This window comes from Streptomyces sp. NRRL S-1022 (assembly GCF_000720135.1).
GTDB lineage: Bacteria > Actinomycetota > Actinomycetes > Streptomycetales > Streptomycetaceae > Streptomyces.
This window is the reverse complement of sequence record NZ_JOIU01000014.1, coordinates 168,011-194,283: the sequence shown is the minus strand read 5'-3', so window position 1 is coordinate 194,283 and position 26,273 is coordinate 168,011. Positions and strand designations below refer to the sequence as shown.

Here is a 26,273-nt window from a genome sequence, read left to right as displayed (position 1 = left end):
TTCCCGGGGCTCGTGAGCGTTGGAGGAACAGAGGGTGGCGGGTAGCTTCCGAATCGCCGAGGGCTACGTCGAGGTCACAGCCGACGAGACCGCCTACGACCGCGCGATCGACCGGCTGAGGACAAAGAAGGTCAGCGCGTCGATCCTGGCCAAGCTCGACGACAGGGACGCCCGGACCAAGCTGACGGCACTGGCCAAGAGCCGCACTGTCAAGATCGCAGGGAAGCTCGACGACAAAGCCGCCACAGCCTCGCTGCGCACCCTGGTCAAAGACCGCGCCGTCAAGCTCACCGCGAGGCTCGACAGCAATGCGGCGAAGAGCGGCCTGACCGCCCTCAGCAAGCCCCGCATTATCGGGCTGACGGCCAAGCTGGACGGCAAGGCCGCCGCGTCCGCGCTGACGAAGCTGGCCCGCCCCATCACTGTCAGGCTCACGGTCCAGGTGGATGACGCGGCGGCCATCGCCCAGCTGGAGAACCTGGTCAGGGCACAGGTCATCCAGCTTGCCGCGCAGGTAGACGACGCGGCTGCGAGGACCAAGCTCGCCGCGTTGACCGGCAAGCAGACTGTCGACGTCACTCCGAAGATCAACGAGGCCGCCTACAACGCGGCGAAGAAGAAACTGGACCGGCTGACCGCCGATCGCTTCGTCATCATCCGGGCCAGCGCAGACACTCGCGTCGCCGCCGACGAGATCAGGAACCTCACCCAGCGCCGCAAGGTGAACATCGGCATCGACGTCGACACCCGCGTGGCCGCCGACAGCCTGGCCAACCTCACCCGGCGCAGGCAGATGACCGTCGGCGTCAACCTCAACACCACCGCTGCGCGTACCAGCCTCGATGCCCTGACCCGGACGCGCTCGGTCACCATCCGGGCGGATGTGGACCGCTCGGCGGCGTCCCGTATCAGCAGCCTGTTCAGCGGCGGCCTGTCGGGTGCCCTGGGGGCGCTGAGGGGTTCTCTCACCAGCATCGTCGCCCTTGCCCTGGAGGCCCTTCCCTCCCTGGTTTCGCTGGGTTCCGCGATGGCCGCGATGGCCCCGGCCGCGCTGACCGCGGTGCCCGCCGTGCTGTCACTTGGCGCAGCGTTCGCCGCCATCAAGATCGGCACGAGCGGGGTCGGTGACGCCTTCAAGCAGGCATTCGCGCCGGCCGTGTCCTCGGGCAACGCCGCTGCCTCTGCCACCCGCCGCGTCGAGGACGCACAGCGCAGCCTGGCCCGGGCTCAACAGGGCGTGAAGGACGCTGAGCAGCGGGCCGCCGAGGCCCGGGTGCAGGCGGCCCGGCAGGTTGCTGACGCCCAGCGGAACCTGAAGTCGACCGTGCAGGACGTGGCGGACGCCAACCGACGTGCGGCCGAGCAGGTCGAGCAAGCTGAGCGGGACCTGGCGGACGCCCAGCGCGCCGCGAAGCAGGCGCAGCTCGACCTCACGGCGGCGAGGAAGCAGGCCGCCGAGGACTTGCAGGACCTGAACGCCCGGCTCGCCGATGCCCAGCTCGACCAGCGGCAGAAGGTCCTCGATCTCCAGGACGCGGAGAAGGAACTCGCCGCGGTCAAGGCCAAGGGCGCCAAGGCCACCCAAGAGGAGATCGACAAGGCCCAGCTGCAGTACGACCGAGCAAAGCAGGCCCTTGAGGAGCAGCAGACTGAGACCGCGCGGCTGCAGCAGCAGACGGCCGATGCCAACGCCGCGGGCGTCGAGGGCTCCAAGACCGTGAAGGACGCCAAGGACAAGGTCCGCGACGCCACTCAGGAGGTCAAGGACAAGACCAAGGAACTCAAGGACGCCCACACCGACGAGGCACACACCGCGCAGGACGGCGCGGACAAGACCGCCAAGGCCGAGCGTGACCTGGCGGACGCACGCGAGGCGCAGCGCAAGGCGGCTGCCGACGGTGCTCGGCAGATCAAGGACGCCCAGCAGGCCGTAACCGACGCGGCCCGCAGCATGGCCGAAGCCCAGAACTCCAGCGCCCAGGCCACCAGCAAGACCGCCGACGCCATGGCCAAGCTCGCCCCGAACGCGAGGGCGTTCGTCTCCGCAGTCGTGGCCCAGCGGGAGGCGTGGCGCGGTCTGAAGCTGAGCGTGCAGAACTCCCTGTTCGCCGGGCTCGGGCAGAAGTTCTCGACCATGAGCACGGCCATCCTGCCGTCGCTGCGCACGGGCCTGACCGGCACGGCCAACATCCTCAACGGCATGGCGAAGAACGCCATGGACGCCGTCACCAACCTGGGGCGGACCGGACAGCTGAAGAAGCTGTTCGCGGGCCTCAACGGCGCCCTCAAGCCCCTGTCGAAGGTTCCGGGACAGTTCATCACCGGCCTGACGCAGATCGGCACGGCAGCGGCCCCGGCCTTCAAGCGGATCACGACCGCGAGCGGCGGGTTCTTCGACCGGATCAGCAAGCAGATCGACCAGTCAGCCAAGAACGGCCACCTCGAAAAGATCATCAATCAGGCGCTCGACATCGCCGTGCAGTTCGGGCACCTCATCGGCGACATCTTCGGCACCCTCGGCAACGTCATGAAGGCCGCAGGCGCAGCGGGCGGCGACGCGCTCGGCTCGCTCGGCAGCGTCTTCAAGGAGCTGCGCCGGATCACGGCGATGCCCGAGGTACAGCAGGCACTGACCACCATCTTCAAGGCGCTCGCCGACATCGGGAAGATGCTCGCCGGCGTCCTCGGCGCAGCCCTGCAGGCGGCCCTCCCCTTGCTGGCGCAGATGGCCCCATTCGTGTCCCAACTCGCGAACCAGCTTGGCCCGGTCCTGGTGCAGCTGCTGAAGGGCTTCGGCAAGGCGCTCGGCCCGATCATCACCGCGCTCATGCCGGTACTGTCGAACATCGCCGCCCTGGTGCTCGACCTGGTGCAGTCGCTGACGCCCCTGCTGCAGCCGCTGGGCGATCTGATCGCGGCCGTCATCACTGCGGTCGCGCCGGTTATCTCAGCGTTCGGTGACGCGCTTGCCCCGCTGATTTCGGCGCTGGTGCAGGGCCTTATGCCAGTGATCAGCGCGCTGGTGCCCATCGTCGCAGCGTTCGGTAAGTTCATGGGGCAGCTCGCGCCCTTGTTCCCTCCCCTGATTCAGGCGCTGCTGCCGCTGATCCCGCCGCTCGCACAGCTGACGGTCGCGCTGCTGACCTTGGCGCTCCAGGTCATTCAGCCGCTGCTGCCGCTGATCGTGCAACTGGCCACGCTGTTCACCACGGTGCTCGCCGGCGCGATTCAGATCCTGGTGCCTGTGATCACCACGGTCATCGGATGGATCACCACGTTCACCAAGGCGATCACCGACGGCGTGAAGTGGATCGTCGACAAATTCAAGTGGCTCTACGACGTGCTGGTTGGGCACAGCATCATTCCCGACCTCGTCAAGGCGATCATCAAATGGTTCGGCAGCCTCTGGGCCAAGACGAAGGAAATTTTCACGACCCTGAAGAACTGGGTCGTGGACACCTGGAAGGGACTTTGGACCGCCGTCCGGTCCAAGTGGGACAGCTTCTACGGCGGACTGCGCAGCTCGGTGACGGGCGCCTGGTCGTGGGTGAAGAACAGCGTGTCCGGCCTGAAGACGTCCATCAGCAACACGTGGTCGGCGCTGTGGAATGGCGCCCGCGACAAAATCTCCGGGATCCTCACCACCATCCGCGGAAAGATCAGCGCGTTCGCGTCGGGCATGCGTACCGCGTTCTCCAACCTGAGGAACGCACTCGGCACGATCTGGGACGGCATCAAGTCGAAGATCGCTTCTCCCGTGAAGTGGGTCATCAAGAACGTGTACGGCGGCATGCGCAGCATGTGGAACACGATCGCCGGAAAGATCTCCTCCAAGCTCACCCTGCCCCCGATCAGCCTCAACTTCAACCGGGGTGGTGTCGTCCCCGGGAGCGGCAACACCGACACCGTCCCTGCCATGCTCACCCCCGGCGAACGCATCCTGTCCAAACGACAGGTCGCCCAACTCGGCGGGCACCGTGGCATCGACGCCATGCTCGGCCAGGACCACCCCACCCGCACCGGCGGCAACCCCACCCAGCAGCAGGAGCGCCGACGGGAGCAGGCCGGCGGACAGCACTTCGCGTCCGGCGGCATCGTCGGCACCGTGACCAGCGGCGCCAAGGGCCTGTTCGGCGGGGCTCTCGACTGGGCCAAGGACCTGGTCATCGGCGGGCTGAAGAAGGCCGCGCAGAAGGCGATCAACTCGCTGATCCGGCCGCTCGTCAACGCCATCCCCGGCGGCGGGTTCGGTGGCCTGCTGAAGGGCCTCACGAACCGCACCCTCGACAGCATGCTCGGCTTCCTCGGCGACGAGGACAAGAAGGCCACGGGCGGACCCGCGGTGCAGCGCGCGCTCGCCTGGGCCAAGACCCAGAGTGGCCTCCCGTACCAGTGGGCGGGCAACGGCAACCCGTCCTGGGACTGCTCGGGTTTCATGAGCGCCATCGAGAGCGTCATCCGCGGGGAGAAGCCGCACCGCCGCTGGGCGACCGGCGCCTTCGTCGGGAACTCCGGCCCGTCCGGCTGGGTCCGCGGCCTGAAGTCCCCCTTCGAAATCGGGATCACCAACGCCGGTGTGGGCCACACGGCGGGCACGCTGGCCGGGATCAACTTCGAGAGCTCCGGCGGCCGCGGCGTCCACTACGGCAGGACGGCGCGCGGCGCTGGCGACCCCATGTTCACCAGCCGATGGGGCTTCGCGCCGGCCACGAAGTACGACGCGGGTGGGCTGCTCCAGCCCGGCGCCACGATGGCCGTGAACGCTACCCGCCGGCCGGAGCGGATCCTCGACGCCCAGCAGACGCAGATGTTCGAGCAGCTCGTCTCCAGCAGCCGGACCGGGGGCAGCGTGACAATCGAGAACATCACCGTGTCCGGCACGTTCGACTTCTCCAGCCGCTCCGCGCGCCGACAGGCCGCGCAGGAACTGGTCGTGGAGATGAAGGAAGCGCTGCGCAACTACGACCGTGAGAGGGCGCGCTGATGGCCCAGTACGGATGGGGCGACCTCCAGCTCGGGCGGATCCCGCTGCGGGAGACCTTTACCGCGACCGAGGCCGGCGGTGACGACCGCGCCCTCGACCTCGAAGGGCAGGAGAGCTCCCCGCCGCTCACCCGCGCGCAGGTCATCGCACGCCACGACGGCATCAACTCGCTCATCCCGGGCCAGGTCATCGCGGTCACCTTCACCGACAAGCCGGAACGCAACGGCTACTACGCGGTGAAGACCGCAGCGTCGACGTACATCGAGTACCGCAACGAGATGGTCACCGCCGACTGGAAGGTCTCCCTGGACCGGGTCGGCTCCGACGCCGAGACCGACCTCCAGAGCAGGCTCACCGGTGCCGTCCGCCTCAACGACTTCGCTCTGGCCGGGGAACGCTGGCACGCCCCGCCCATCGGGCACTACGGCTACGTCACCGGCGCCACCAACCCCAGCACCATGACCCGCACCGGCGCCGACGGCACCATCACCGTCTACCGCGGCGTCCCGGCGAACATCTCTCCCCGCTGGGGCTGCCCCCCGACGAGCTACCTGACCGGCCGAGTCCGCGTCACCACGACCGGCGGCCAGGAGGTGTACGGCGCAGACGTGCCGCTGGCCGCGACCGGCTGGTCCTTGACCAATGGGCTGGTCAACGTCACCTGGTCCGCGTCCGGCGGTGGCAGCCTCGACGTCCAGTCCTACACCGGCGGCGCCTACCGCTCGAAGCCCTGGGCGGTTTTCGCCACCTCCGGCACCCAGATCGTCACCTGGGACGGGGCCACCCTGCTGCGCAACGATTTCGAGGCGGCCATCCTGCGCCTGACCAAAGGGCTCAGCCCCGGCCGCCTGACCGTGGACCTGACGCTGCGCCGCGGCAGCCGGTTCGTCGAGGGCTACATGCAGCGCAACACCAGCTCCGACGAGCTGAAGGTGCGCCTGGTCAACGCAGAGACGAACGTGACCGCCCTCGCCTCGGCCGGCTACGTCACGGCCACCAGCAACGACGCCGACGGCAACCGGTTCGTCGCCGGGTCAGCGCGGACCTTCACCGGCCATGCGAACGGCGGCGTGGTGCGCACGAACGTCACGACACTGGACTTCTGGCTCGGCGCCGTCGTCGGCGGCGGCAGCGCGGTGTCCGGGGACGCGGCGACGGACCTGCGCAACCAGTACATCGCGTGCATGCCGGAAGCCGTCTACGGGGTGCGGAGGTAGCGGGTGGCCGTCCAGGAAGTCCTCAAGGCCCTCGGCTCGTGGGAGGTCAAGCTCAAGCCCAACACGCCCCGCGATGTGCTGGACCAGCTCGACTACTTCGGGCACATCGCGATCGTGCCCGGCCGACTGGATCCGCTGCAGTACGGCGACAACCTCCTCAGCCCTGGCACGGCCCGCTACGTCGGTGTGCTCCGCACCCGCACGATCGGCGACGACGGCCGCACCACCACCCCCCAGGACGACCTGTCCGTGGGCGGCGTCGGCATGGCCATGTGGCTCGGCGACGAGGACAACAAGGGCGCCGTCTACGAGAACGCGATCACCCCAGCATCCGCGACGTTCGCCGACACGATCAACATGCTGCTCCCCGCCAGCGGGGCGTACCCGGTCACCGTCGGCACGGTCTACCCGGTGGCCGGGCAGTACACCGGCCGGCACCAGTACGAGACGCCCCGCGAGGCGATCACCTACGTGTGCGACACCATGTCCACCACAAGCGTGCCGGTGTCGTGGCGGGTCAACGGCAACGGCACCCTCGACGCCGGCCCGGACAGCAGCCTGTTCGTCACGAACCCGACGTGCGTCATCACCAGCAAGGCCGCCGGCGAGGACATGTTCCTCCGCGCTCTGCCCGGCTCCATCGACGTCACCCGGGACGTGGAGGACTACAGCACCCGCGTGGTCCTACTCGCCGAGGGCGAGGGCACCAGCATCGCCACCGGGGCGGCGGACATCTCGCCGGCCACGCCGTACAAGGACATCCACGGCAACCCGATCAAGCTCACCCGCTTGGTGTCGGAGTCGGACACGGCGACTGCGAACGCCGCCACCCGCGCGCAGCTGGCCCTGTCGCAGGTCACGTCGACCCGGAACGCGCTCACCCTGTCCACGGCCGACTACGACGTCCACGGATCCTTCCAGGTCGGCGACCGGGTGTGGGTGTACGACCCCGACAGCGGTCTGGTCGACACGACCACAGAGATCCAGTTCCGGGGCCTGCGGATCAACCCGATCAAGCTGCAGGTCACCGAGACCAACTGGTCCATCACCAAGGGGTACACGGTCGCCTACCGGGCCGGTGACGGCACGTGGACCGACCTGACCCAGTACGTCGAGTTCGAGACCGACGGCACGTCCACTGTGACCGTCGGAGACTTCTCCCGGCAGCTCACCAGCACCAGCTCAGAGCCGGTCGGGTCCCGCCCGAACGCCGACACCAGCATCCCCGGCGTGCCCACGCTCATCACGCCGTTCACCGGCTCCGCCTACCTCGACTCCCGCGGCTTCACCCGAGCTAGGGTCGTACTCTCGTGGAACGCCCCGAACAACGTGGACGGCAGCACGATCCGGGATGGCGACCACTACGAGATCCGGTACGCCGTCGACACCGACATGATCTACCCGGCGTCATGGGCATCCGTCGCTCAGATCCGCTGGCAGGACATGCAGGTGTGGAAGCAGCCGTTCGCGGCCCCCACCGCCAAGTGGCAAACCATGATCGCATCGTGGGACACCACCACGGCGCAGCTGCAGGATCTGTCGCCGGGGATCGGCTACGACGTGCAGATCCGCGCCGTGGACAAGGCAGGCAACGTGGGGGCCTGGTCGGGGACGACGACGTTCGTGGCGTCCACGGACAACATCCCACCGTCCACACCGGCCGCACCATCGGTGGCCGGGTCCCGGATCGCCGTACAGGTCACGCATACCCTCGGCCAGTCGAGCGGCGGCACCTTCAACCTGGAGAGCGACCTCGACCACCTGGAGATTCACGTCTCCTACGAGCCCATGTTCACCCCGGACGCCACCACCCTCAAGGGCAAGGCACCGGCGAACGCGGGCATGATCCAGGCGCAGATCCCCGTCGTGTTCACCGTGCAGGTCGAGGAGACCAGCGCGCGGTACGTCCGGGTTGTCGCCGTCGACAAGACCGGCAACAAGTCCGGCCCGTCGGACGCTGCCACCGCGACCGCGCTCCTCATCGATGACGCCCACATCTCCGACCTGACCGTCTCCAAGGTCACCGCCGGCACCATCGCCGCGGACTGGATCGTCGGTGCCCGCATCAAGACGAGCGACACCGGGCCCCGCGTCGAACTCTCCTCGGCCGGCGTGCAGTCCTACAGCGCTGACGGAACCCAGACGGTGAACATCGCCAGCGCGGACGGCTCCGTCGCGATCGTCGGGCAGCTCATGTCTGGCACTGCGGGGAAGCGCCTGGTCATCAACCCGACCGCCGCGCTGCTCCCCGAGATCCGCCTGTACGCAACGACCGGCTCGAACTATGCGTTCATCCAGGGCTTCGACAATACGGGCACCCCCAGTGCCACGTCCGGGATCCAGATCACCACCGCGCCGGCTGCGAGCGGGGTCTTCTCCACGATGGCGATGGACGAGACGACGGCCACGTTCGGCCGGTGGACGACCTCTCCCAGCGACTCGATCTATCACGCGCGGGGAGGTTTCGCGGCTGCCGACGACACGGGGATCCGTGCTGCCTGGTACTCCAACGCCATCGCGAACTATGGCGGGAGCTTCTGGGCCAAGTCCGACCAGGCAGAGGTCGGCTGGTTCGGCGCGGACACCACCAAGTGGAACTCCGTCACCTTCAACCAGGACGGATGGATCAAGTTCAACGGAAAGCTCCAGGCTCAGTCCTGGGCCGTCGGCAACGTCCAGATCATCCCCTCCGCCGCCAACACCCCGACGTCGGTCTCGGTCACCGGACTGAACGTCGCAGGCGACACTTTCTACGCCTTCGCGCAGGCCCGGACCAGCGTGCCTGGCACTCAGGTCACAGGCGTCGGTACGGCCAGCCCCAGCAGCGGTGGCCTGACGATCTGGCTGACCCGCACGAACACGACAACCACAACGATCGATTACTTCCTGATTGGGTGGATTTAATGCAGATAGCCCCTGATGTCAACGGTGACTGGCCCACCTTGGAGGAGTGGCCGACCGTTGAGGCGGACGTCACCTGCCGCACGCCTGGCTGCCCGGTCGAGGGCGTCACCTACCGGATCACGATGTACCGCAACGCGGACGGCCGCCTGCGCGCGCACTGCGGCCAGTGCCAGACGGCGAACGACGACATCGTGGAGGTGCCCGGTGCCTGATCCGTCCACCACCCGGCTCGGCCTGTACAAGTCCAAGAGCGACGGCTCAGAGCTGGTCAACTACACCCAGGACATCGGCCAGAACTGGGACCGCGTCGACGCGGCCGTGGGGTTCGCGCCAGCGACCTCGTCGACGCGGCCGTCCTCGCCGTACGCCGGCAAAGCCATCATGGAGACCGACACCAGCTACCGCACGTACTTCTCCAACGGCACCGCCCCGGCGTCCGGCTCATGGGTGGAGATCCCCAACAGCTCCGGCACGTTCGGCTCCACCCTCAAGCTGGCCTCCAGCGCCCAGCTGACCATCGGCGTCGACGTCAACCTGTTCCGCTCCGCCGCCAACGTGCTCCGCACCAACGACGCACTCATCGTCGACGGGGCCCTCACCGCCAGCAGCGGCCTCTCTGTCGCCGGCAACTTGAGCGTCAGCGGCATCGGCCAGACCCAGTACGTCGTCAAGACCGCCGACGAGACCGTCACCAGCAGCGCCACCCTGCAGAACGACGACCACCTCGTCCTGCCCGTGGTCGCGAACGCGGTGTACACCTTCGCCCTGGACCTGTACATGATCGACGCAGCCGACTTCGTCGGCGACTTCAAGATGAGCTTCACCTGCCCCACCGGCGCCACCTTCGACATGCACGGCTCCGGAGCCCACACAACCGACCTCACAGCAGGCACCAGCGCCAACGGTGAGTGGATCGGCAAGCTCGCCACGACCTCGGCCGGCGCCAACCTCAGCTTCGGCTGCGGCAACACCAGCGTCACCGCGGCCCGGGTCTACGGCCGGCTCGTCGTAAGCGGAACGGCCGGCACCTTCCAGCTGCAGTGGGCGCAGAACGCGTCCGACGCGTCCGGCACCACCCTCAAGGCCGGGTCGTACATGACGATGACCCGGATCGCCTGACCCGCCTATCGACAGGACCCCAGCATGGCCATCAACCTCCACACCGGCGAGTACCCGATCTACAGCTTCAACCTGTCCGGGCCGTTCGGAAACAAGATGCTGATGATCTCCGCGCCGCCCGGTGACTTCATGAACGACGCGGACATGGACGCCCTCATGATCGACTTCAAGCAGCGGCTGCTGGTGCGGGACGACGTGGACTCAGCTCCGTTGGTGAAGTACGACGAGAGCCACCAGAACCTCTAGCTTCGCTCGTCCGGCTCCGGCCTCGGCGGCACTGCGAGGCCGGCGCCGGGCCCGGACTCGGGCCGGCCCGGGCTGGCCTGCTGGAGCCTGGTGTTCTCCTCGGTGAGCTCGGTGACGCGCCGTTCAAGGACGTCGACCTGGGCCTGCAGAAGCAGGTTGGCCTCGAAAAGCTCGCGGACCTTCTTCTGGAAGGTGGGGAAGGCGTCCTCGACGCTGATCTGCCCGGCCATCAGGCCACCGCCTTATCCGCGATCTCCCGGTAGCGGTCCAGGAGGCCGGTGTTGTTGAGGAACGGGTGCTGCGGGAAGAACGACCAGTGGCTGACAATCGCGTCGCCGCGGAGGATGTTCGGGGCGCCGGTGGCCAGCGGGTGGTGCACGGTGTGCCAGGACTCTTCCTCGTCGGGGACGAGGACGCCTGGCTGGTCGAGGTCGGCGTACATGCTGCCGAGGCTGGCGAAGCAGGAGACGGAGAACTGAGTGCCGGGCTGGATGGGGAAGTCCTGGTACAGGAAGAGGTCCGGGACGGCGTTGCGCTCGATGTGGTCGAGAAGCAGCTCGTGGAGCTTGACTGCGAACGGCCCGTTCGCCCAGCCCATGGGGTCCATGCAGTAGGCGTTGACGACGCCCCACTCCATCGGGACCTTGCCGCAGGCCTGGAGGAAGTGGCTGACGATCGCGTTGTTGAAGATCACCGGGAACACCGCGGTCGGGGCGGGCATCTGGATGCGTGCGCGGACGAGGTTGGTGATGGCGTCGTCGTGGATGTAGACGACGTCGTCGTCGAAGCGGAGGTAGACGGTGTCGGTGTCGGTCATCTCCCGGTAGGCCAACCCGGTGTACCTCTGCTTGGGCAGGTTGCCGAGGTCGACGCCTTCGGGCCGGTGCTTGATCCGGAACCAGCCCGGGTGCTCGGCCGCGAGCTCGTGGGCGTACGCGATGTCGTCTTCCTGGCCCTGCGGGTCAGTGTTCATGTACGCCCACACCTCGTCGATCAGGCCGCGTTCGACGTCGCGTTGGAGGTGGCGGATGAGGATGCTGTAGGTGCGGCGTCGGCCGTAGGGGGTCCAGGCGATGACGCGCTTGCCGTCGATCATGGGGTGTCTTCCTCTCGGATGGGGGTCTCGCCGACGTCCTTCCGGCGCGCACCACGCGGCACCGCCTGCAGCGTGCGAGCACGGGCGAGGTTGGCCTCTGTGAAGCCGAAGGGCCGAAAGCGGTCACACACCGCGCAGCGCCCATAGTCGCGGCCGTCCAGGACAGGGCGGTCACAGACGCACGTGCCATGAGCCCGCTCGAGGACGGAGCAGTCGGAATGAAAGAGCCCGCGCTCGCCCTGCCACCAGCGCGCCCGCGGCCCGTCCCACTGGTGGGAATGGTTCACCGGGTCGCCCTTGCGCGAGCGTTCACCGCACCAGGCGCATCGGGTGAGGAGGCGCCGCCGCCACTGCTGTACGGGGTGGACCTGCAGCCGCCAGTGGTGCAGGTGGAACCGCCATCGCTTCTTCCGGCAGGTGGTGTCGTCGTAGCCGGACGGGTCGCGGTGCCAGATGGTGATGAGGCCTGGGAAGTACAGGCCGCGCCCGGCGAGCACCCAGAACGATCCGCTGATTCGCCAGCGGATGTTTTCGCGGGCGGCTTGCTCGGTGCGCCAGTCGGCGGTCTGCGGCCAGGGGCGGCGGATCTCGAATGCGACGGTCAGTGGGTCATGCATGACCGCTCCTCTTCGTTGTGCGGTGCCGGGGCGGCCAGACGCCCGAGTCCGCCGTCCACGGCAGGTCAGGGTGGAGCTTGCGGAACAGGCCGACGGTGGCCGCATGCCACTCGCCACGATCGTGGGACAGCTGGCCCGGGTGGACGCGCACGAAGTACAGCGGCTGCTCCACCACCGCGTACCGGGTCAGGCCGGCCTTCCACACGCGGATCCAGAACTCCCAGTCCTCCGCCGAGCCGTAGCTGCCGGGCAACGTGGCCTTCGGGCTGTACCCGCCCACCTGCTCCCACACCTCGCGACGGATGAGCGCCTTGTCGATCAGCGGCGGCCACTGCACGAAGTCCTCAATCGTCGCGTCCGGCAACGAGGCCTGCACAACGTCCGCCTCACCGAACTGCTGCGCGTACGGCACAACGAAGTCCCGGCCGCCATCCGCGCTCAGCACCGCGGCACAGCGCGCGATGCAGTCGGGGTGCAGCCGGTCGTCTGCGCTCGCGGTGAACAGGGCGTCGCAGCCGTCGGCCAGGGCCAGCTTCGCCGCCGCGTTCAGGCTGCCGGCCCAGCCCCTACGGACCCGGTTCCGGGCCATCCCGGCGTACAACTCCGGTCGCTCGCGCACCCACTCGAAGGTGCCGTCGTCGGACCGGTCCTCGGCGAGGTACGCCTGCGCCGGGTGCGTCTGGGCCCGCACCGACTCCAGCATCTCCCCGATCCAGGGCCGGGCGTTGCGGGCGGGGATGATGACGCCGACCTTCACCACTGTGCCCCCAGCCAGTCGAGGGTGCCGCGGACGCCGGCGGCCCAGTCGGTGGCGGGCTGCCAGCCGCGCACGCTGCTGATGGCGGTGTTGTCGGTGACGACGCGCTGGAGGTCGCCGGGAAGCCGCGCGTCGTGGGTGATGGGGTGCTGGGTGCCGGTGGCGTCTTCGAGGGCATTGATGAGGTCGAGGAGGCTGACTTCGTTGGAGGGGCCGCCGCCGACGTCGTAGGGCTCGGCGCGGTCGTAGTCGGCGAAGTGCTCGACGATGTCGACGAGGAGCTGGGTGAAGTCGTCGATGTGGAGGATGTCGCGTGACTGGGTGCCGTCGCCGTGGATGGTGATGGGCTGCCGGGTGAGGAACGCGCGAAGGAACCAGGTCACCCACCCTGCTTCCGGTGCCCCGTCCTGGCCGGGCCCGTACACGGTGGACGGGCGGAGGATCACGGAGGGCAGCCCGTACAGGTCGCGGTACAGGCGGAGGTAGTCTTCGCCGACCTTCTTGGACAGGCCGAGGGGGGCGACGAGTCCGTCGGCGCCGGGGTAGACCTTGACGGTGCTGGTGTAGAGGACGGGGATGTTCCCGACTCGGCGGGCGGCTTCGGCGATGTTGAAGGTGCCGATGGCGTTGTCGTGGAAGTCGGTGGTGGGGTCGTTGAGGCTGAAGCGGGTGGAGCAGGAAGCGCCGAGGTGGGCTATCAGCTCGGCGTCGTGGTACTCGATGGTGCGGACCAGGCAGTCAAGGTCGGTGGTGGGTGTTCCCGCCCGGCTGTCCATGGGGATGGGGGCGTGGCCGCGAGCAGCGAGTTGGTCGTAGAGGTGGCCGCCGATGAACCCGGATGACCCGGTCACGAGGATGTTCACCAGCCCACCGCCTTCTGCCACGAGACGCTGTCGGGGAAGGTGTCTTCGGCGTGGACGGCGACGAGCGCGGCGAGGAAGTGCGTCTGTGCCACCAGTACTTCCATCTGGCTGGGGCCGACGTGGTGGGCTTCCAAAGCCTGCTCGGGGTCGGCTGGGATGTCGTGTCCTGCGAGGAGGCGTTCGCCTTCGAGGTAGTGCTCGGGCCCGGTCACGGCTTCCACTCCTCGCGGTAGTCGGGGTGGCTGGCGTACGGCAGCGCGAGCAGGCACAGAAGCTCCACTGCAACTCGACCGGGAGGGCTGTGCCGCGCCCCGTACTCGAAAGCGATCGACTCCGCCATATCGGCGACAGATGGGACGACCGATTCGAGGATCTTGCGCTTGGCCATGACTTCGGAGAGGACGCGCGCCGGATGCTGGTGTGCAATGTGCTCAGCAACCAGCCAGTTCAGCCCATCAGCCACCACGCGGGCGCCAGGGAAGGTGTGGACGTGGCAGGGCTGGGTTGGGTCGACGGCGTTACCGATGTGCCACGGCCCGGGCGGCGCCTCCCGCGCCAGTGCCTCGTCCTCGTCCAGCCGGGCCCGCAGGAACTCCACCAAGTCGTTCACGCCGCCACCCCCTCGGGCACGCGCATGGCCGCCTCCCACCGGTGGTGCAGCGCCTGCATGATGCTGCCCGACGCCTCCCCGCGCGCGGCCATCCCCACCCGCTGCCGCAGCTCGGGATCGTCGACAAGTCGCTTCAGGTACTTCCCCCACTCGTGCTCACGCCGGACCAAGAACCCCGTCTCCCCGTGCCGGATCACCCGCCGGTACGGCTCCACATCCGACGCGATCAACGGGATACCGAGGATCGACGATTCCAGCCACTTCGTGGGGAACTTCGCCCGGTTGAACGCCGTGTCCCGGTACGGGGCCAGCCACACGTCGAACTCGGCGACCGCGTGCAGATAGTGATCGATCCGCTCCACCCAACCCAGCGCACCGATCTGCCGGCCCCGCAGCCCGAGCCCCATCGCCTGCTCGGCCGCGATCCCGACGAGCCGCACCATCACCCCGCCCGGCCGCCCGTACTGGGAGATCCGGTTCAGCGCCCGGACCGCCTCCGGGAGTTCGGCCACCGTGCTGCTCGTCCCCGCCCAGCCCACGTACAGCGGCCGGCCCACCGCCTGGTAGTCCCGCGGGTGGCCGAGGTACTGGGCGGGGAGCCCGTTCGGGATGACCTCCACCCGGGGCGCGTAGTCGCGCAGTACGGCCGCGAGGGGCTCGCTGCAGCAGGTGACGAGGTCGGCGATGCCCAGGTTGTGGGCGAGCCGGCCGAGCATGCCGACGTCCCATACCGTGCGGGCGTGCGTGTTGGTGGGGTCGATGTGGAAGTAGTCGTCGTCCAGGTCGAGGACGAGTCGCTTCCCCTCGTCTTTCAAGCGGAGCCACATGCGGGACGGGTCGACCTGGGCGACGCGGCAGCCGACGATCGTGTCGTAGCTGGCCCAGTTCGGTGGGAGGCGGACGCTGTGGGTGGCGGTGTGGCCGAGCCAGGACAGGCCCATGGAGGGCATGACGGCGCGGTAGAAGGCCGACCCAGCCATGTCGGCGGACCAGAAATGGACGCGCATGTTAGCCGTCCTTCGGGCTGGGCTCGGGGCTGGTGCTCTCCGCTGCCCGCTGCTGCACTGCACGCTTGGCGTCGAAGATGGCGACCCTGTAGCCGTGCAGGTAGCCATTCGGCTCCGAGAGTTTGGCGTCCATGATGTCGGGGTGCTCAGGCAGGCCGCGGACACGTTCGACGGCGTCAGCAAGGGCCTCACGGTCCATCCGGCATCCGGTGACGGCGTTGAGGATGTCGTCCCAGTCTCGGAGCCGGTCCATGCCGAGCGCGTCGGTGAGGCTGGCCTTGCGCTTCTCCTCCACCTCGTAGCGCTTGTCCATGAACGCCTTCAGCTTCTCCTCGGCCTGGATCGCGCGCTCACTGAGGCAGAGAGGCTCCGTGCGTTCGGTCGCCTCGCTGTACGGGGTTAGGTCGTTGGCGGGGATGTGCACGGTCTCCTCGAAGGAGAAGATCGCGCGGGCGCCGATCAGCTCAGCCGTGGTCCGCTCGGCGCTGGTGATACCTTCCACCATCTCCGGGGTGACCTGGTCGATGACGAGGATGAACGGCGGCCGGTCGTCGCCGGCGCCTTCGGGGAGTTGCAGGATCTGCAAGCGGGCCACGTCAGGCTCCCTCTGTCTTGCCGCACCAAGTGCAGCGGCGCCCGTGGAGCGCATAGATGTACTGGTAGTCGTGCAGGCCCAGCAGGTGGCGGAGACGGCGCGTTCGGCTGTAGAGCCAGATCCACGCGCGGTAGCTGCGCGGTACGGGGTCGCTCTCGTCACCGGACCAGGGGCATGGGATCAGCAAGGCAGTCGTGCGACGCGGCATGCCGTTCCCTTACGCCCGGCCGAAGGGGGTGCGCCGTGCCGCGCGCATGATCTCCTCCGCGCTCACGACTCGCTCGCCCGGCTTGAGGGTGATCGACACGTTCCCCGGGACTACGCCGCCGCTGCCGGGCCCGTCCTGCTCCAGGTAGCCGGGCAGCCACTCGGTGGCGTAGTAGTCGACCGTCCGCGCGATGCCCTCGTCCAGCGGCACGAAGTCGGCGGCTGTCATCCCGATCTGCGCCAGGGTGCTCGTGTCCGCGCACACGACCGCGTTCGGCACCTCCCCGGGCCGCATGGGCAGGTGCTTCACACCGACCGGCTCCCGGCCCGTCACCCGCGCCGCCTCGCCGGCCACCAGCCGAGCGATGTCGTTCACCGTGACCGAGGACATCGGCCCGACCTCGACCGGCGCGTGCGGGGGCCGTCCCGTCTCGACGTTGTGCTCCAGCGCCGTCACGAACGCGCGGGCGACGTCGCCGACGTACACGCAGTCAGACACCTGCGTGCCGTCCCCGTACACCTCGATGTCCGCACCGGTGAGCGCCCGGCAGGTGAACGCGGGCAGGATCTTCCGCACCTTGCTCGTACCGTAGGGCGCCGCGACGGACTGGCCCGGGCCGTAGGCGTTGACCGGGCGGACGATCGTGATCCGCCCGTCGCGGTAGGCGTTGAACATGCGCGCGTAGTCCTCGGCCGCGGTCTTGCTGATGGTGTAGGAGCCGGTGCCGTGGTCGCGCATCCATGAGTTCCCGACGCCGGCGTAGACGACGGGGAGCCCGTACTGGCTGGCGGCCTCGAACACGTTCAGGCTGCCGCGGATGTTGGTGTCGGCGGACGGCCGAGGGTTGCCGATGGTCTCCTGGGTGCCGAGGACGGCGGCGAGGTGGATGATGCCGTCGACGTGGGCGGCGAGTTCGACGACGGCGGTTTCGTCGCGGATGTCGCCGAGGAAGAACTCCTCGCCGCCGGCCATGAGTGTGTGGGGGTGGCGGTCGAAGACGACGACCTGGTGGCCGCGTGCGAGGAGTTCGGTGCGGATGTGGCTGCCGATGAAGCCCTGTCCGCCGGTGACGCCGATCTTCATTGCTGGTTCTCCTTGCTGGTGTGGCCGCAGTTGGGGCAGCGGGTGGGGTTGTGCTTGGTCTGGGCGACGTCGCGGGCGGCGGTGACGATCGTGAGGCCGAGGATGAGGGCGGCGATGATCGCGGTGATGGCGATGGCTGTGTTCACGGCTTCTCCTGGTCTGAGCGGTGAAGATAGATCGCGAGGCCTGTGAACAGGGCGCCCGTGACGACGAACGTGGCGATCCCTGTCGGCGCGCTTGGATTCCCGTTCAGCCAGTCGATGAAGGCGACCGCCGCCACAAGCCAGCTCGCCGCCGCCAGGAACCCGAGCACCCGCACTTCAGCCCTCATGGTGTGCCTCCAGGTCGATGTGCCCGCAGTTGGGGCAGCGGGCGGGCATGTGGTGGCGGAGGGCGTCCCAAAAACGGCGTGCGGCTTCGTCGGGCGTATAGCCGGGCCCGTACTCCAGCTTGCCGTTGGGGTTGATCGTGACGAGCGGCGTCCGGTTGTCCTCGCCGTAGATGACGATGCGCGGGGCGACTGGCGGCGCGAGGGTGAACTCCTCCGCGGGCCCGTCGAAGTACAGGACGGAGTCGTCTCGCGGGCACTGGATGGGGTTGCCCCAGCCGTCGGTGTGGGTGGTGCCGCCGCATTCCGGGCGCGCGCAGGGGCCGGTCATCGGGTCGCGTCCTTCTCGGCCTGGGTGGCATAGGTGCGGGGCGCAAAGACCAGCTCGGCGAACCACATATCGGGCGGGTCCATGACGCGCTTGATCTCCTCAACCTGGTAGCGGGTGGCCCGCTTGCCACCCTTGGCTTCGAGGAGTAGGTAGTCGCCCTTCTGGATGAGACGACCGTCGTGCCCCCATCCGGTGGCACGCACGCGATGCCCGCCGTCGCGGACGTTACTGATGCTGTAGTCGTGGCCCCAGCAGCGGCGGCCTGGGCCGAAGTCGTGGGTGATTGGCTCGCTCATCGGCTGATCCCCGCGACAGGCCGGTCCGCAGGTGGCGGAGCGGGGTGCGGATAGAGGACGCCGAACGCGAACAGGAACGCGAGCGCCGCGCAGACGCCGCTCATGCCGTGCCCTGCACTCGCACGCAGAGGACGCGCGCCACGGAGGCGAAGAGCACGCGGTGCTCACCCTCGTAGAAGTTCAGCCAGCCATGCTCGTCGGTCTCCACGCGGTCGGCGCTCACGCGTTCCACGGATCCCCCGTCGAACCGAACCTCGTAGACCAGAGACTCGCTCAGCGCCTCGGGTTCGGCGCTGAGCAGTTCTCGCGGCGTCGTCTGGAGTGCGTGGGCGAGCGCGTAGAGGTCGTCCACGTTGATGCGCCGCTTGCCATTCTCGACGCCCCAGACGGCCATGTCCCCAAAGGGAATCCCCGCTGCGGTGACCCGTTCAGCCAAGGCGGTCTGCGTGAGGTTCAGCGTCTTACGGAGGCGGCGCACGTTGGCGCTGATGATGGCCTCGCTCGTGGGCGCCGTGACGGCGGGAGCGACCTGTGAGTCAGTCATGGGCGTTGCTCCAGTGCGGGTTCGTGCGGGTGGGGTGCGGGATTTGCAGCGGCAGGGACGCGACCCGCACGGACACATCCCTGCCGCAGGCCCTCTGAGCGGAAGAGCCATCCCGAACTGTAGCCTACGAATCGTAGGTAGAAGAGGCGTTGCGGGCTACGATTCCAAGGAGAGCAACCCTCTGGGAGGACACATGCCCGACCTCTGGATGCCGGGCGCCACCCGGCTCGACATAGGCGACCACGCCCCCACCGACGGCGGCCCCGCCAAGGCGGTGAGCCACATCACCTGGGACCGCAACGCCACCGCCGCCAAGCCCGCCGACCTCGTCCCCTACGAGGACCTGCGCTCCTACTTCTCCGGCAGCGGCAAGGGCGTCGCACCGCACATCCTCTGGGATCCCTTCGGCGGCCGCTTCACCCAGTTCGTCCCGGCCAACTCCCGCTCGAAGTCGCTCGTTGACCAGGCCGGCGGCACCCGCACCAACCGCGCAGGCTCGGTGGTCATCCAGGTGGAGGCGCTCTTCTTCCCCTACTGCCGGGTGGGCAAGCAGGTGTACCCGCGGCTGGTCGACACCCCGTGCAAGGGCTGGGAGGAACTGCACGCCTGGGTGCACAGCTGGGGTGTGGCGAACGCGTGGCCGAACGGTCGCCCGGAGAACTGCACCCGGGACGAGCACACGTGGGAGACCCAGAGCGGCTGGTACCCCCACAAGGGCACCCCCGAGAACAAGCACGACGACCCGCTCAGCTGGCCCGCCTTCCCTGCCGCACCGGCCAAGCCGCCTGCGAAGCCGAAGGTGTCGCTGGCGCACATCGTGTACGCCGCCAAGCACGACCCCGCCGCCGCCCAGGGTCACACCAGCCACAAGGACGAAGTCCTCATCGTCGAACGCGCCCTCAAGGCCGAAGGCCTGCTCGCCGCACAGTGGGTCGACGGCAGCTTCGGGACGAAGACCATCGCCGCATACGCCCGCTGGCAACGCTCCCCGGCCGGCGGCGGCTACGTCGGCTCCGACGCCGACGGTATTCCCGGCGCCGCATCCCTGCGCCGCCTCGCCGCCCGTCATGGCTTCACGGTGACGGCATGAGCGGCGCCCAACCCGCGCACCGCAAGGTCGTCATCCACTACAGCCTTGCTGCGCTGTGGGCTCTCCTGACCGTGCCCACCGTCCTGCTCTGGCGGAACAGCATCCTCTGGGTCGCCTTCATGTCCATCTACGCACTCATCGCCCAGCACGTGACGGCCGCTGGTGCCGCACGCGCCGAACAGGAAGCAGAATCATGAGAATCTTCGGACGTGAACCGGCGACGATCCTGGCGTTCATCGCCGTCGCCCTCAAGCTCAGCGCCGCCTACGGGCTCGACGTATCCACCGCGCAGCAGGCCTGCATCATGGCGTTCTTGTCCTGCTGCGTCGCCGTGGCCGAGGCGCTCATCCTCCACACCGGCGCGGCATTCGCCGCCCTCGTGAACCTGGCGCAGGCCGCGCTCGCACTCTTCATGGGCTTCGGCCTCCACATGAGCGCCGAGCAGCAGTCCCTGTGGATGTTCGCCATCGAAGGCGCCCTCGCACTGTTCGTCGTCCGCCCGCAGGTCACCGCCCCGATCGCATCCCTTCGGATCGAACAGTCCAGCCTGATCAAGGCCGCCTGATCGGAGACCCGCATGCCGGATGAGCCGACGCTGGGTGAAGTCGTCAGGCGCTTCGACGAGCGATTCACCGATGTCCGCGACGACATCCAGCAGCTCGGCCGCCGCATGGACGAGAAGGTCGACCAGCGGATCTACGACCTACGTCATGAAGCACTCACGGCGCGAGTAGGGACGTTGGAGACGCTGCGGGAGAAGGACACCGAGAAGCTGATCGCCACCCGCAGGTGGCTGATCGGTGCGGTGATCGTGCCGCTCGTTGGGATCCTCCTCCCCGTCATCATCTTGCTCACCAGGGGGACCTGACTGTGAGCCGGGTGCAGATCCGAGCGGAGGAACGCCGTGGCCGCCGCGGCGACGTGCTGGTCGTGGCAGTAGCGCTGGCGCTCGGTGGAGCCCTCGCGTGGATCATGCTGAGCGTCCAGTCCCTCACCGACGAACTGCACACAGCCAACGAAGCCAGGGATGCCCTCGCCCGCCAGGTCCAGCAGCTCGGCGAGCAGCCAGTCGCCGGGCCGCCCGGGTCCCGCGGTGAGCCGGGCAAGAGCGTCACCGGTCCACGGGGAGCAGATGGCCGGCCGGGGCCAGCCGGGGCACCGGGAGACCCAGGGCCGTCCGGCTCTCCTGGCAGGAACGGGAAGAACGGCACGCCGGGCGTGCAGGGCAGTCCGGGCCCGAGCGGGCGGCCCGGCGCGGCCGGGCCCGCCGGCGCGGCAGGACCGGCGGGACCGGCCGGGCCTCAAGGACCGCAGGGCGATCCGGGGCCAGCCGGCCCGCGCGGCGAGCAGGGACCGCAGGGAGAGCGCGGGCCGACGGGGCCCGCCGGGCCCGCCTGCCCCGACGGCTACTCCCAGCAGCCCCCTCCCGACGACCCCGACGCGCTGGTGTGCCGCCGCGACGGTGCCCCCGACCCGGGCGGCAGCGACTCACCGTCGCCGCAGGCCGCCGCAGCCCTCGACCCCCAGCGCCGCCTGTACGTGTAACGACGTGCGAGAACGGAGTGATACAGCATGGCCACCATCACCTTCAACATCGCCCTCGGCAAGGTCGGTTATTACGCCTCACTGCCCGCCGCCAACGACGGCCTCGTCTTGATCGCCCTGGAGGCGAGCGGGCTGGAAGCGGACTCGGTCCTGCGCGACAAGGACGACTTCGCCGCAGTGGTCGCCGGTACCACCAACGAGCAGACCACCGTCGGGCGGAAGGCCTTGACGTCGGTCACGGTCACCGTTGACGACACCAACGACCGCATTGCGATCGACGCCGCCGACGTCACCTGGACATCGCCGACCGGCAATCCGGTCGGGGCGGTCGTGATCTGCTACGACCCGGACACCACCACTGGCACCGACGCCGACCTGATTCCGCTGACCAAGCATGATCTGACCTGGACGCCTGACGGCAATTCGTTCACGCTCGGCATTGCGGACTTCTTCCGGTCCAGCTCCTCCGCCTAGGAGCGAGAGGCCCTGGGGAGTATGCCGTGGCGATCTTCAGCGATAGCTTCAACCGCGCCGACTCGACTGACCTTGGCAGCTCGTGGGTTGAGGTGAGCGGCGACTGGTCGATCATCTCTCAGCAGCTCAGCCCGGGCGCGGCGGGCGGCACGATCATCCTGCGCGCCGCCACCGCGATGGACAGCAGCGATCACTTCGCTCAGGTGACGATCGCTGCCACCACCGCGGCGAGCCAGGGCGTGTGGATCCGCGGCAACTCCAACATCTCCAGCGGCTACCTGTGGCGGAACAACGGAAGCAGCTGGGACTTGTTCAGCGTCGTCGGCGGCTCCTTCACCGTCATCGGCACCTATGCCGCAGCCGCTGCGCCTGGTGACGTCGCGAAAGTCCAGGCGGTCGGCTCGACCATCACGGCGTATGTCAACGGCATCCAGCGCGTCTCGGTCGTCAACACCGCGGTCACGACGGGCACCAGCGTCGGCATCCGCTCCGACTCGACCAACGGTGTCCGTTATGACGACTTCGCCGCCGCAGACATCACCGCTGGCGCGACCCTCCCCATCGCCAGCAGTACCGAGACCGCCCAGCCGCTCACGGGGACGAAGACGGCCGCCCTAGGCGTGGCTGGGGCCACAGAATCAGCGCAGCCGCTCACCGGAACCAAGTCCGCTGTCCTCACGCCGGCTGTCGAGCAGAGCACCGCTCAGGCCCTCGCCGGTACCAAGACGGCAACGCTCAGTACTGCGGGTGCCGTCGAGTCCGCGCAGTCGCTCACCGCGACCGTCACGGCAGCACTGCCGACGGCCGGCACAGTAGAGACCGCGCTCCCTCTCACTGGGGTCAAGGCGGCAGTTCTGCCGACCGCGCTGGAGGTCGACACGGCGCGACCGCTCACCATCCCGTCCATCGGCAGCACGGCCCCCAGCCCGGAGCGCACCTACAGGATCCCCGCCGAGCGCCGCCGGCTCGCCGTGCCGGCCGAGCACCGCACCCTGACAGTGAGGTAGCCCGTATGTCCGACAGCTTCATCAAAGACCCAGCGTCAAAGTTGGACTACAGCTGGGACTGGTCGGCGTGGCTGGCCGAGGTCGCCGACACCATCAGTTCTGCGACGGTCACCGTGCCGGCCGGGCTTACGGCCGTCGGCGCGCCGATCGTGGGCGACACCACCGTGACCCAGCGAGTGTCGGGCGGGACCGTCGATGGCGTCTACTCGGTGGTCTGCCAGATCGTCACTGGTGGGGGGTTGATCGATGAGCGGTCGATCTTTCTCACGATCAAGGAAAGGTGACACGGCGGCGGGCCCTGGTCGCCGCTACGCGGCCGTGGTGACGCCCTCGCCCTCCACTCGTCGCAGTTCTGCCAGCAGGTGCTGATACCGGGCCCGCTGCGCCGGTGACAGCGGCAGCGTTGGATGCGCGCCCGGCCCGGTCCAGAGGCGGCGGATCTCCTCGTTGATCTCGTCGGCGGCAGAGCGCACCGGGCCCGAGGGCCGAGAAGAGGGGGACATGGTCCCAGCCTATCGGGCCCTCCTCCGTCGGAGTCATCCCGATCCCGTCAGATCTGCACCGCAGTACGGTGGACCCACACATACCTTCTGGCGGGGGTACACATGACCACAACGATCGGCGACCGCATCCGCTCCCTGCGCGAATTCCGCGACCTCACCCAAGAGCAGCTCGCCACCCGAGCCGACGTCCACGTCGACACCATCCGCAAGCTCGAACAAGGCGTCCGACAGTCCGCCCGCATCACCACACTCCGCGCGCTCGCTCGCGCCCTCGATGTCCAGCTTGAGCGCCTGGTAGGACAGCCCACCATGACCCAGCAACTCCAGGACGATGGCGGGCTGATCGCGCTCCGCGACGCAATCCAGGACATCGGCGCCCTGCCTGGCGTCCCAATGGACGACGACCTGGAGGACCCGCCGAGCGAAGAGACCTGGGGCGCCAGCGTCAAAGCCGCGACGTCCCAGTACTGGCGGGGCCAGTACTCGGATCTGTCCGGGGCTCTGCCGTTACTCCTCCGCGATGGCCGCGCGGTCGCCCGCCAGACGCCGACGGAACGCGTGTGGCAGCAGCTCGCGCTCGCCTACCAGCTAGCCGCGTGCCTGGCCACGCAGGCCGGCCACCCGGACTGGGCCTACACCGCGGTGGAGAAGCAACTGTCGGCCGCGGCCCGGGCGTCGGATCCGCTGATGGAGGGCATGGGCGTCAGCACGCTGTCGTGGGTGTTGCTGCGGCAGGGGCGTTGGGAGCAGGCGCAGGACATCGCGGTGCGGAAGGCGGAGGCGCTGGAGCCCAGCTTTCTGCGGGGGACGCCAGCGCAGTTTGCGGTGTACGGCAACCTGTTGGTGGCCGCGGCGACGCCGGCCGCGCGCCGTGATGACCACGAACGGGCCATAGAGCTGCTGTCCGGGGCCGAGGCTGCCGCCGTCCGCTCGGGCCCCGTGCGGGCCTACGGCACGGCCTTCAGCGTGGTCGACGTGCGCACACAGAAAGTCAACGTGGCGCTCGCCGGGTCGGAGAACCGACCAGAGAAAGCCCTGGAATTCGCCCAAGACGTCCGCCTCGGGGAGATCACCCGGCCGGTGCACTCGGCTGCGTACCGCGTCGACATTGCGCAGGCGCAGTACCAGACCGGCGACAGCGAGGGCGCGCTGGCGACGCTGCTGGAGGTGGAGGAGGACCAGCCGGAGTGGATCAAACTGCAGGCTTTGGCCACTGCCACTGTGCGGGAGATGCTCGAAGCGGAGCGCCGCCGCAACACCCCGCTGCGCTCGCTCGCCGCGCGGCTCGGTGTCGACCCGACACTGTGAAGCGCGGTAGGACAACCCGTCCTAGATGAGGGAGAATTGACGATGTGACTGGTGGCTTAAGTCACTGGGCTGTGATCACGCTCACACATAGCGTGATGGCAGATGAGGCGGCGCCGCCCAACCCCCGCCAGGCAGCGGGCGGCGCCGCACCGCCAGCAGCCCGAGGAGCCCACCGTGCCCACCGCCGTCGCCGACCTGCTGCCCCTGCCCGACCTGAACGGCCTCACCGCCGAACAGCGCCGGGGCGCGGCCTGCCTCTGGGACGGCACCCACAGCCCGCTCAAGGCGACGACAGCCATCGACCTCGGCGAGCACCAGGACAGCGACGCCACCACCCTGTTCCTCCGCGCCTGCAAGGCGTGCACCCAGCGCTACGCGCTCGCCGAACTGCAGGACCATTCCGCGAAGTGCGAGCCGTGCGTCATTGACCACACCCAGTGTCCGACCGGCCTGGCCCTCGTGCGACTCGTACGGGACGCCCGCCGATGATGTGCGCTCGCTGTGAGCAGCCGATCCAGGGCACGCCCGAGACGGTCACCGTCGAGACGGGCAGCGGCGTGAGCGGCACGGTGTACGTCTGCCCCATACCGTGCCGGCCTGCGCCGCGGCAGACCTACCCGAAGCAGCGTTGACGCCCTCTCGAACCGCGGCCTCGCCGACCCCCTCGGAGGGGAGGCCGCAAGGTCCGCCGCCGGAGCCCCCCGTCCCGGCGGCGGACCCCACATAGTTCCACAGTCGGCGCCCGGACCGACATCCCGCAAAGACGACCGGCCCGGGCGCGTGTCCCCATCCGCTACCAGCGAAGGAGATCACTCATGACAGTACCTCCCGGCCCCACCCCGGACGGTGGCCCCGTCGACCCGAAGCCGCCGGCGGCGTTCGCGCGGATGCTCGTAACCGACGCGCAGTTCGAGAGCTGCCGGCGCACGGTGATGGACTCCAGCCCGGACGTGCCGGCGGAGCTGGCCGGCCGGATCGTGGAGGAGGCACTGAAGTTCGTCGCCGCCTGCTCGGCCCATCCGGGCGCCGGGCTGGTCCCGTCGCGGATCGTGGACGAGGGCTGGCACGCCCTCATCGTGCACACCGCGATGTACGCCGACCTGTGCCAGCGGCTCGGCGGCCGATTCGTGCACCACACCCCGGGCTACGGCCCGGAGAACTGGGACACGTCGGTCATCGACCGGACCCGCACGGCGATCGAGAGGCTGGGCTGGACCACCGACCCGGAGCTGTGGGTGGCGCCGGCCGACGAGTCCCTGGTGTCGGTCGCGGCGAAGTGCCAGCACTCGGACGACAGCGGCCCGATCGTCCTCATCCCCAAGAAGCCCGGCGTGGCCTAGCCTCCCTGTGAAAGGAGGCCGCATGTCCGAGTGGATCGATCCGCGGTACGCGGACCTGGTGGCGGCGTGGAGGCGCGCGCAGCAGCCCGGCTCGCGTGACCCGGAGCCGCAGCCGCGGCGGGCGTTCATCGTCCCGTCGAAGGACTGACAGCACCAAGCGCACGGCCCGGCCGGTGGACGTTGCCGGCCGGGTCTCGTGCG

34 protein-coding genes are annotated in these 26,273 nt (G+C 68.9%); 18 read left to right on the top strand and 16 right to left on the bottom strand.

The window, feature by feature from the left end; translation table 11 throughout:
* Positions 1-34: 34 nt before the first annotated feature.
* Genes IG05_RS0121090 through IG05_RS0121065 form a run of 6 tightly spaced genes read left to right on the top strand, consistent with a single transcriptional unit; the run spans position 35 to position 10,470 of the window.
* Entirely contained in the window at positions 35-4,984 is a 4,950-nt protein-coding gene (locus IG05_RS0121090) for a hypothetical protein (RefSeq protein WP_051790084.1), read from the top strand.
* On the top strand, positions 4,984-6,201 hold the full coding sequence (locus tag IG05_RS0121085; protein WP_030344753.1) for a hypothetical protein: 1,218 nt from the start codon (positions 4,984-4,986) through the stop codon (positions 6,199-6,201). Before IG05_RS0121090 ends, IG05_RS0121085 begins: the two co-directional genes overlap by 1 nt.
* A 3-nt stretch (positions 6,202-6,204) precedes the next feature.
* A complete protein-coding gene (locus tag IG05_RS42425; protein WP_037814328.1) occupies positions 6,205-9,105 on the top strand; it encodes a fibronectin type III domain-containing protein in 2,901 nt (966 codons plus the stop codon).
* Entirely contained in the window at positions 9,105-9,317 is a 213-nt protein-coding gene (locus IG05_RS47905) for a hypothetical protein (protein ID WP_158838972.1), read from the top strand. The genes IG05_RS42425 and IG05_RS47905 overlap by 1 nt, the downstream gene beginning before the upstream one ends.
* Positions 9,310-10,224 carry a hypothetical protein gene (locus IG05_RS0121070; RefSeq protein WP_030344752.1) on the top strand — a complete coding sequence of 305 codons (915 nt, stop codon included), beginning with the start codon at positions 9,310-9,312 and terminating at the stop codon, positions 10,222-10,224. The genes IG05_RS47905 and IG05_RS0121070 overlap by 8 nt, the downstream gene beginning before the upstream one ends.
* Before the next feature lie 24 nt (positions 10,225-10,248).
* Positions 10,249-10,470: a hypothetical protein gene (locus IG05_RS0121065; protein ID WP_030344751.1), complete on the top strand. Its 222-nt coding sequence runs from the start codon at positions 10,249-10,251 to the stop codon at positions 10,468-10,470.
* On the opposite strand, the gene IG05_RS0121060 is transcribed toward IG05_RS0121065, so the two are convergent.
* The 15 genes from IG05_RS0121060 to IG05_RS42420 all read right to left on the bottom strand — a co-directional run bounded on the left by IG05_RS0121060 (position 10,467) and on the right by IG05_RS42420 (position 18,805).
* Positions 10,467-10,700, bottom strand: a complete 234-nt coding sequence (locus IG05_RS0121060; protein ID WP_030344750.1) for a hypothetical protein — start codon at positions 10,698-10,700, stop codon at positions 10,467-10,469. The genes IG05_RS0121065 and IG05_RS0121060 overlap by 4 nt on opposite strands.
* Positions 10,700-11,566 (bottom strand): hypothetical protein, encoded by an 867-nt coding sequence (locus IG05_RS0121055; protein WP_030344749.1) that lies wholly within the window; start codon positions 11,564-11,566, stop codon positions 10,700-10,702. The genes IG05_RS0121060 and IG05_RS0121055 overlap by 1 nt, the downstream gene beginning before the upstream one ends.
* The gene (locus IG05_RS0121050; protein ID WP_030344748.1) at positions 11,563-12,183 is read right to left on the bottom strand and encodes a hypothetical protein; all 621 of its coding nucleotides are present in this window, start codon (positions 12,181-12,183) and stop codon (positions 11,563-11,565) included. Before IG05_RS0121050 ends, IG05_RS0121055 begins: the two co-directional genes overlap by 4 nt.
* Positions 12,176-12,940 carry a glycosyltransferase family A protein gene (locus IG05_RS0121045; protein ID WP_158838971.1) on the bottom strand — a complete coding sequence of 255 codons (765 nt, stop codon included), beginning with the start codon at positions 12,938-12,940 and terminating at the stop codon, positions 12,176-12,178. Before IG05_RS0121045 ends, IG05_RS0121050 begins: the two co-directional genes overlap by 8 nt.
* Positions 12,937-13,803 carry an NAD-dependent epimerase/dehydratase family protein gene (locus IG05_RS0121040; protein ID WP_030344746.1) on the bottom strand — a complete coding sequence of 289 codons (867 nt, stop codon included), beginning with the start codon at positions 13,801-13,803 and terminating at the stop codon, positions 12,937-12,939. Before IG05_RS0121040 ends, IG05_RS0121045 begins: the two co-directional genes overlap by 4 nt.
* A complete protein-coding gene (locus IG05_RS47900; protein ID WP_030344745.1) occupies positions 13,800-14,015 on the bottom strand; it encodes a hypothetical protein in 216 nt (71 codons plus the stop codon). Before IG05_RS47900 ends, IG05_RS0121040 begins: the two co-directional genes overlap by 4 nt.
* The gene (locus IG05_RS47895; RefSeq protein ID WP_051790082.1) at positions 14,012-14,413 is read right to left on the bottom strand and encodes a DUF6221 family protein; all 402 of its coding nucleotides are present in this window, start codon (positions 14,411-14,413) and stop codon (positions 14,012-14,014) included. Before IG05_RS47895 ends, IG05_RS47900 begins: the two co-directional genes overlap by 4 nt.
* A complete protein-coding gene (locus IG05_RS0121025) occupies positions 14,410-15,420 on the bottom strand; it encodes a glycosyltransferase (RefSeq protein WP_030344743.1) in 1,011 nt (336 codons plus the stop codon). Before IG05_RS0121025 ends, IG05_RS47895 begins: the two co-directional genes overlap by 4 nt.
* Position 15,421: 1 nt before the next feature.
* Positions 15,422-16,015 carry a hypothetical protein gene (locus IG05_RS0121020; protein WP_030344741.1) on the bottom strand — a complete coding sequence of 198 codons (594 nt, stop codon included), beginning with the start codon at positions 16,013-16,015 and terminating at the stop codon, positions 15,422-15,424.
* A 217-nt stretch (positions 16,016-16,232) separates the two neighbouring features.
* On the bottom strand, positions 16,233-17,306 hold the full coding sequence (locus IG05_RS0121010; protein ID WP_063760098.1) for an NAD-dependent epimerase/dehydratase family protein: 1,074 nt from the start codon (positions 17,304-17,306) through the stop codon (positions 16,233-16,235).
* Positions 17,303-17,452: a hypothetical protein gene (locus IG05_RS47890; protein WP_158838969.1), complete on the bottom strand. Its 150-nt coding sequence runs from the start codon at positions 17,450-17,452 to the stop codon at positions 17,303-17,305. The genes IG05_RS0121010 and IG05_RS47890 overlap by 4 nt, the downstream gene beginning before the upstream one ends.
* Positions 17,449-17,637, bottom strand: coding sequence for a hypothetical protein (locus tag IG05_RS47885; RefSeq protein WP_158838967.1), 189 nt, complete (start codon positions 17,635-17,637; stop codon positions 17,449-17,451). Before IG05_RS47885 ends, IG05_RS47890 begins: the two co-directional genes overlap by 4 nt.
* Complete coding sequence (locus tag IG05_RS0120995; protein ID WP_030344736.1) at positions 17,627-17,965, bottom strand: hypothetical protein; 339 nt, start codon at positions 17,963-17,965, stop codon at positions 17,627-17,629. The genes IG05_RS47885 and IG05_RS0120995 overlap by 11 nt, the downstream gene beginning before the upstream one ends.
* A complete protein-coding gene (locus IG05_RS0120990; protein WP_030344734.1) occupies positions 17,962-18,261 on the bottom strand; it encodes a hypothetical protein in 300 nt (99 codons plus the stop codon). The genes IG05_RS0120995 and IG05_RS0120990 overlap by 4 nt, the downstream gene beginning before the upstream one ends.
* A gap of 100 nt (positions 18,262-18,361) precedes the next feature.
* Positions 18,362-18,805, bottom strand: coding sequence for a helix-turn-helix domain-containing protein (locus IG05_RS42420; RefSeq protein ID WP_051790081.1), 444 nt, complete (start codon positions 18,803-18,805; stop codon positions 18,362-18,364).
* 193 nt (positions 18,806-18,998) lie between these two features.
* On the opposite strand from IG05_RS42420, the gene IG05_RS0120975 reads away from it, so the two are divergent.
* The 8 genes from IG05_RS0120975 to IG05_RS42410 are packed head-to-tail and all read left to right on the top strand — an operon-like array spanning position 18,999 to position 23,205.
* Positions 18,999-19,895: a peptidoglycan-binding domain-containing protein gene (locus IG05_RS0120975; RefSeq protein ID WP_030344731.1), complete on the top strand. Its 897-nt coding sequence runs from the start codon at positions 18,999-19,001 to the stop codon at positions 19,893-19,895.
* Positions 19,892-20,092 (top strand): hypothetical protein, encoded by a 201-nt coding sequence (locus tag IG05_RS42415; protein ID WP_037814325.1) that lies wholly within the window; start codon positions 19,892-19,894, stop codon positions 20,090-20,092. Before IG05_RS0120975 ends, IG05_RS42415 begins: the two co-directional genes overlap by 4 nt.
* On the top strand, positions 20,089-20,460 hold the full coding sequence (locus IG05_RS0120965; RefSeq protein WP_030344729.1) for a hypothetical protein: 372 nt from the start codon (positions 20,089-20,091) through the stop codon (positions 20,458-20,460). The genes IG05_RS42415 and IG05_RS0120965 overlap by 4 nt, the downstream gene beginning before the upstream one ends.
* 12 nt (positions 20,461-20,472) lie before the next feature.
* Positions 20,473-20,763, top strand: coding sequence for a hypothetical protein (locus IG05_RS0120960; RefSeq protein WP_030344727.1), 291 nt, complete (start codon positions 20,473-20,475; stop codon positions 20,761-20,763).
* An 11-nt stretch (positions 20,764-20,774) separates the two neighbouring features.
* Positions 20,775-21,440, top strand: coding sequence for a collagen-like protein (locus IG05_RS45495; RefSeq protein ID WP_234335950.1), 666 nt, complete (start codon positions 20,775-20,777; stop codon positions 21,438-21,440).
* Positions 21,441-21,467: 27 nt separating this feature from the next.
* The gene (locus IG05_RS0120950) at positions 21,468-21,914 is read left to right on the top strand and encodes a hypothetical protein (RefSeq protein ID WP_030344724.1); all 447 of its coding nucleotides are present in this window, start codon (positions 21,468-21,470) and stop codon (positions 21,912-21,914) included.
* A 26-nt stretch (positions 21,915-21,940) separates the two neighbouring features.
* A complete protein-coding gene (locus tag IG05_RS0120945) occupies positions 21,941-22,921 on the top strand; it encodes a hypothetical protein (RefSeq protein ID WP_030344722.1) in 981 nt (326 codons plus the stop codon).
* A 5-nt stretch (positions 22,922-22,926) separates the two neighbouring features.
* Positions 22,927-23,205, top strand: coding sequence for a hypothetical protein (locus tag IG05_RS42410; protein ID WP_037814323.1), 279 nt, complete (start codon positions 22,927-22,929; stop codon positions 23,203-23,205).
* A gap of 24 nt (positions 23,206-23,229) precedes the next feature.
* Here the strand turns inward: IG05_RS42410 and IG05_RS47010 are convergent, their stop codons facing one another.
* Positions 23,230-23,424, bottom strand: a complete 195-nt coding sequence (locus IG05_RS47010) for a hypothetical protein (protein WP_107051392.1) — start codon at positions 23,422-23,424, stop codon at positions 23,230-23,232.
* Positions 23,425-23,526: 102 nt separating this feature from the next.
* On the opposite strand from IG05_RS47010, the gene IG05_RS0120930 reads away from it, so the two are divergent.
* The 4 genes from IG05_RS0120930 (at position 23,527) to IG05_RS50000 (ending at position 26,220) form a co-directional block, all read left to right on the top strand.
* Positions 23,527-24,732 carry a helix-turn-helix domain-containing protein gene (locus IG05_RS0120930; RefSeq protein WP_030344721.1) on the top strand — a complete coding sequence of 402 codons (1,206 nt, stop codon included), beginning with the start codon at positions 23,527-23,529 and terminating at the stop codon, positions 24,730-24,732.
* 174 nt (positions 24,733-24,906) lie between these two features.
* A complete protein-coding gene (locus IG05_RS0120925; RefSeq protein WP_037814321.1) occupies positions 24,907-25,221 on the top strand; it encodes a hypothetical protein in 315 nt (104 codons plus the stop codon).
* 326 nt (positions 25,222-25,547) lie between these two features.
* Entirely contained in the window at positions 25,548-26,072 is a 525-nt protein-coding gene (locus IG05_RS0120915; RefSeq protein WP_234335944.1) for a glycine-rich domain-containing protein, read from the top strand.
* A gap of 22 nt (positions 26,073-26,094) precedes the next feature.
* Positions 26,095-26,220 (top strand): hypothetical protein, encoded by a 126-nt coding sequence (locus IG05_RS50000; RefSeq protein ID WP_267883319.1) that lies wholly within the window; start codon positions 26,095-26,097, stop codon positions 26,218-26,220.
* Positions 26,221-26,273 lie beyond the last annotated feature (53 nt).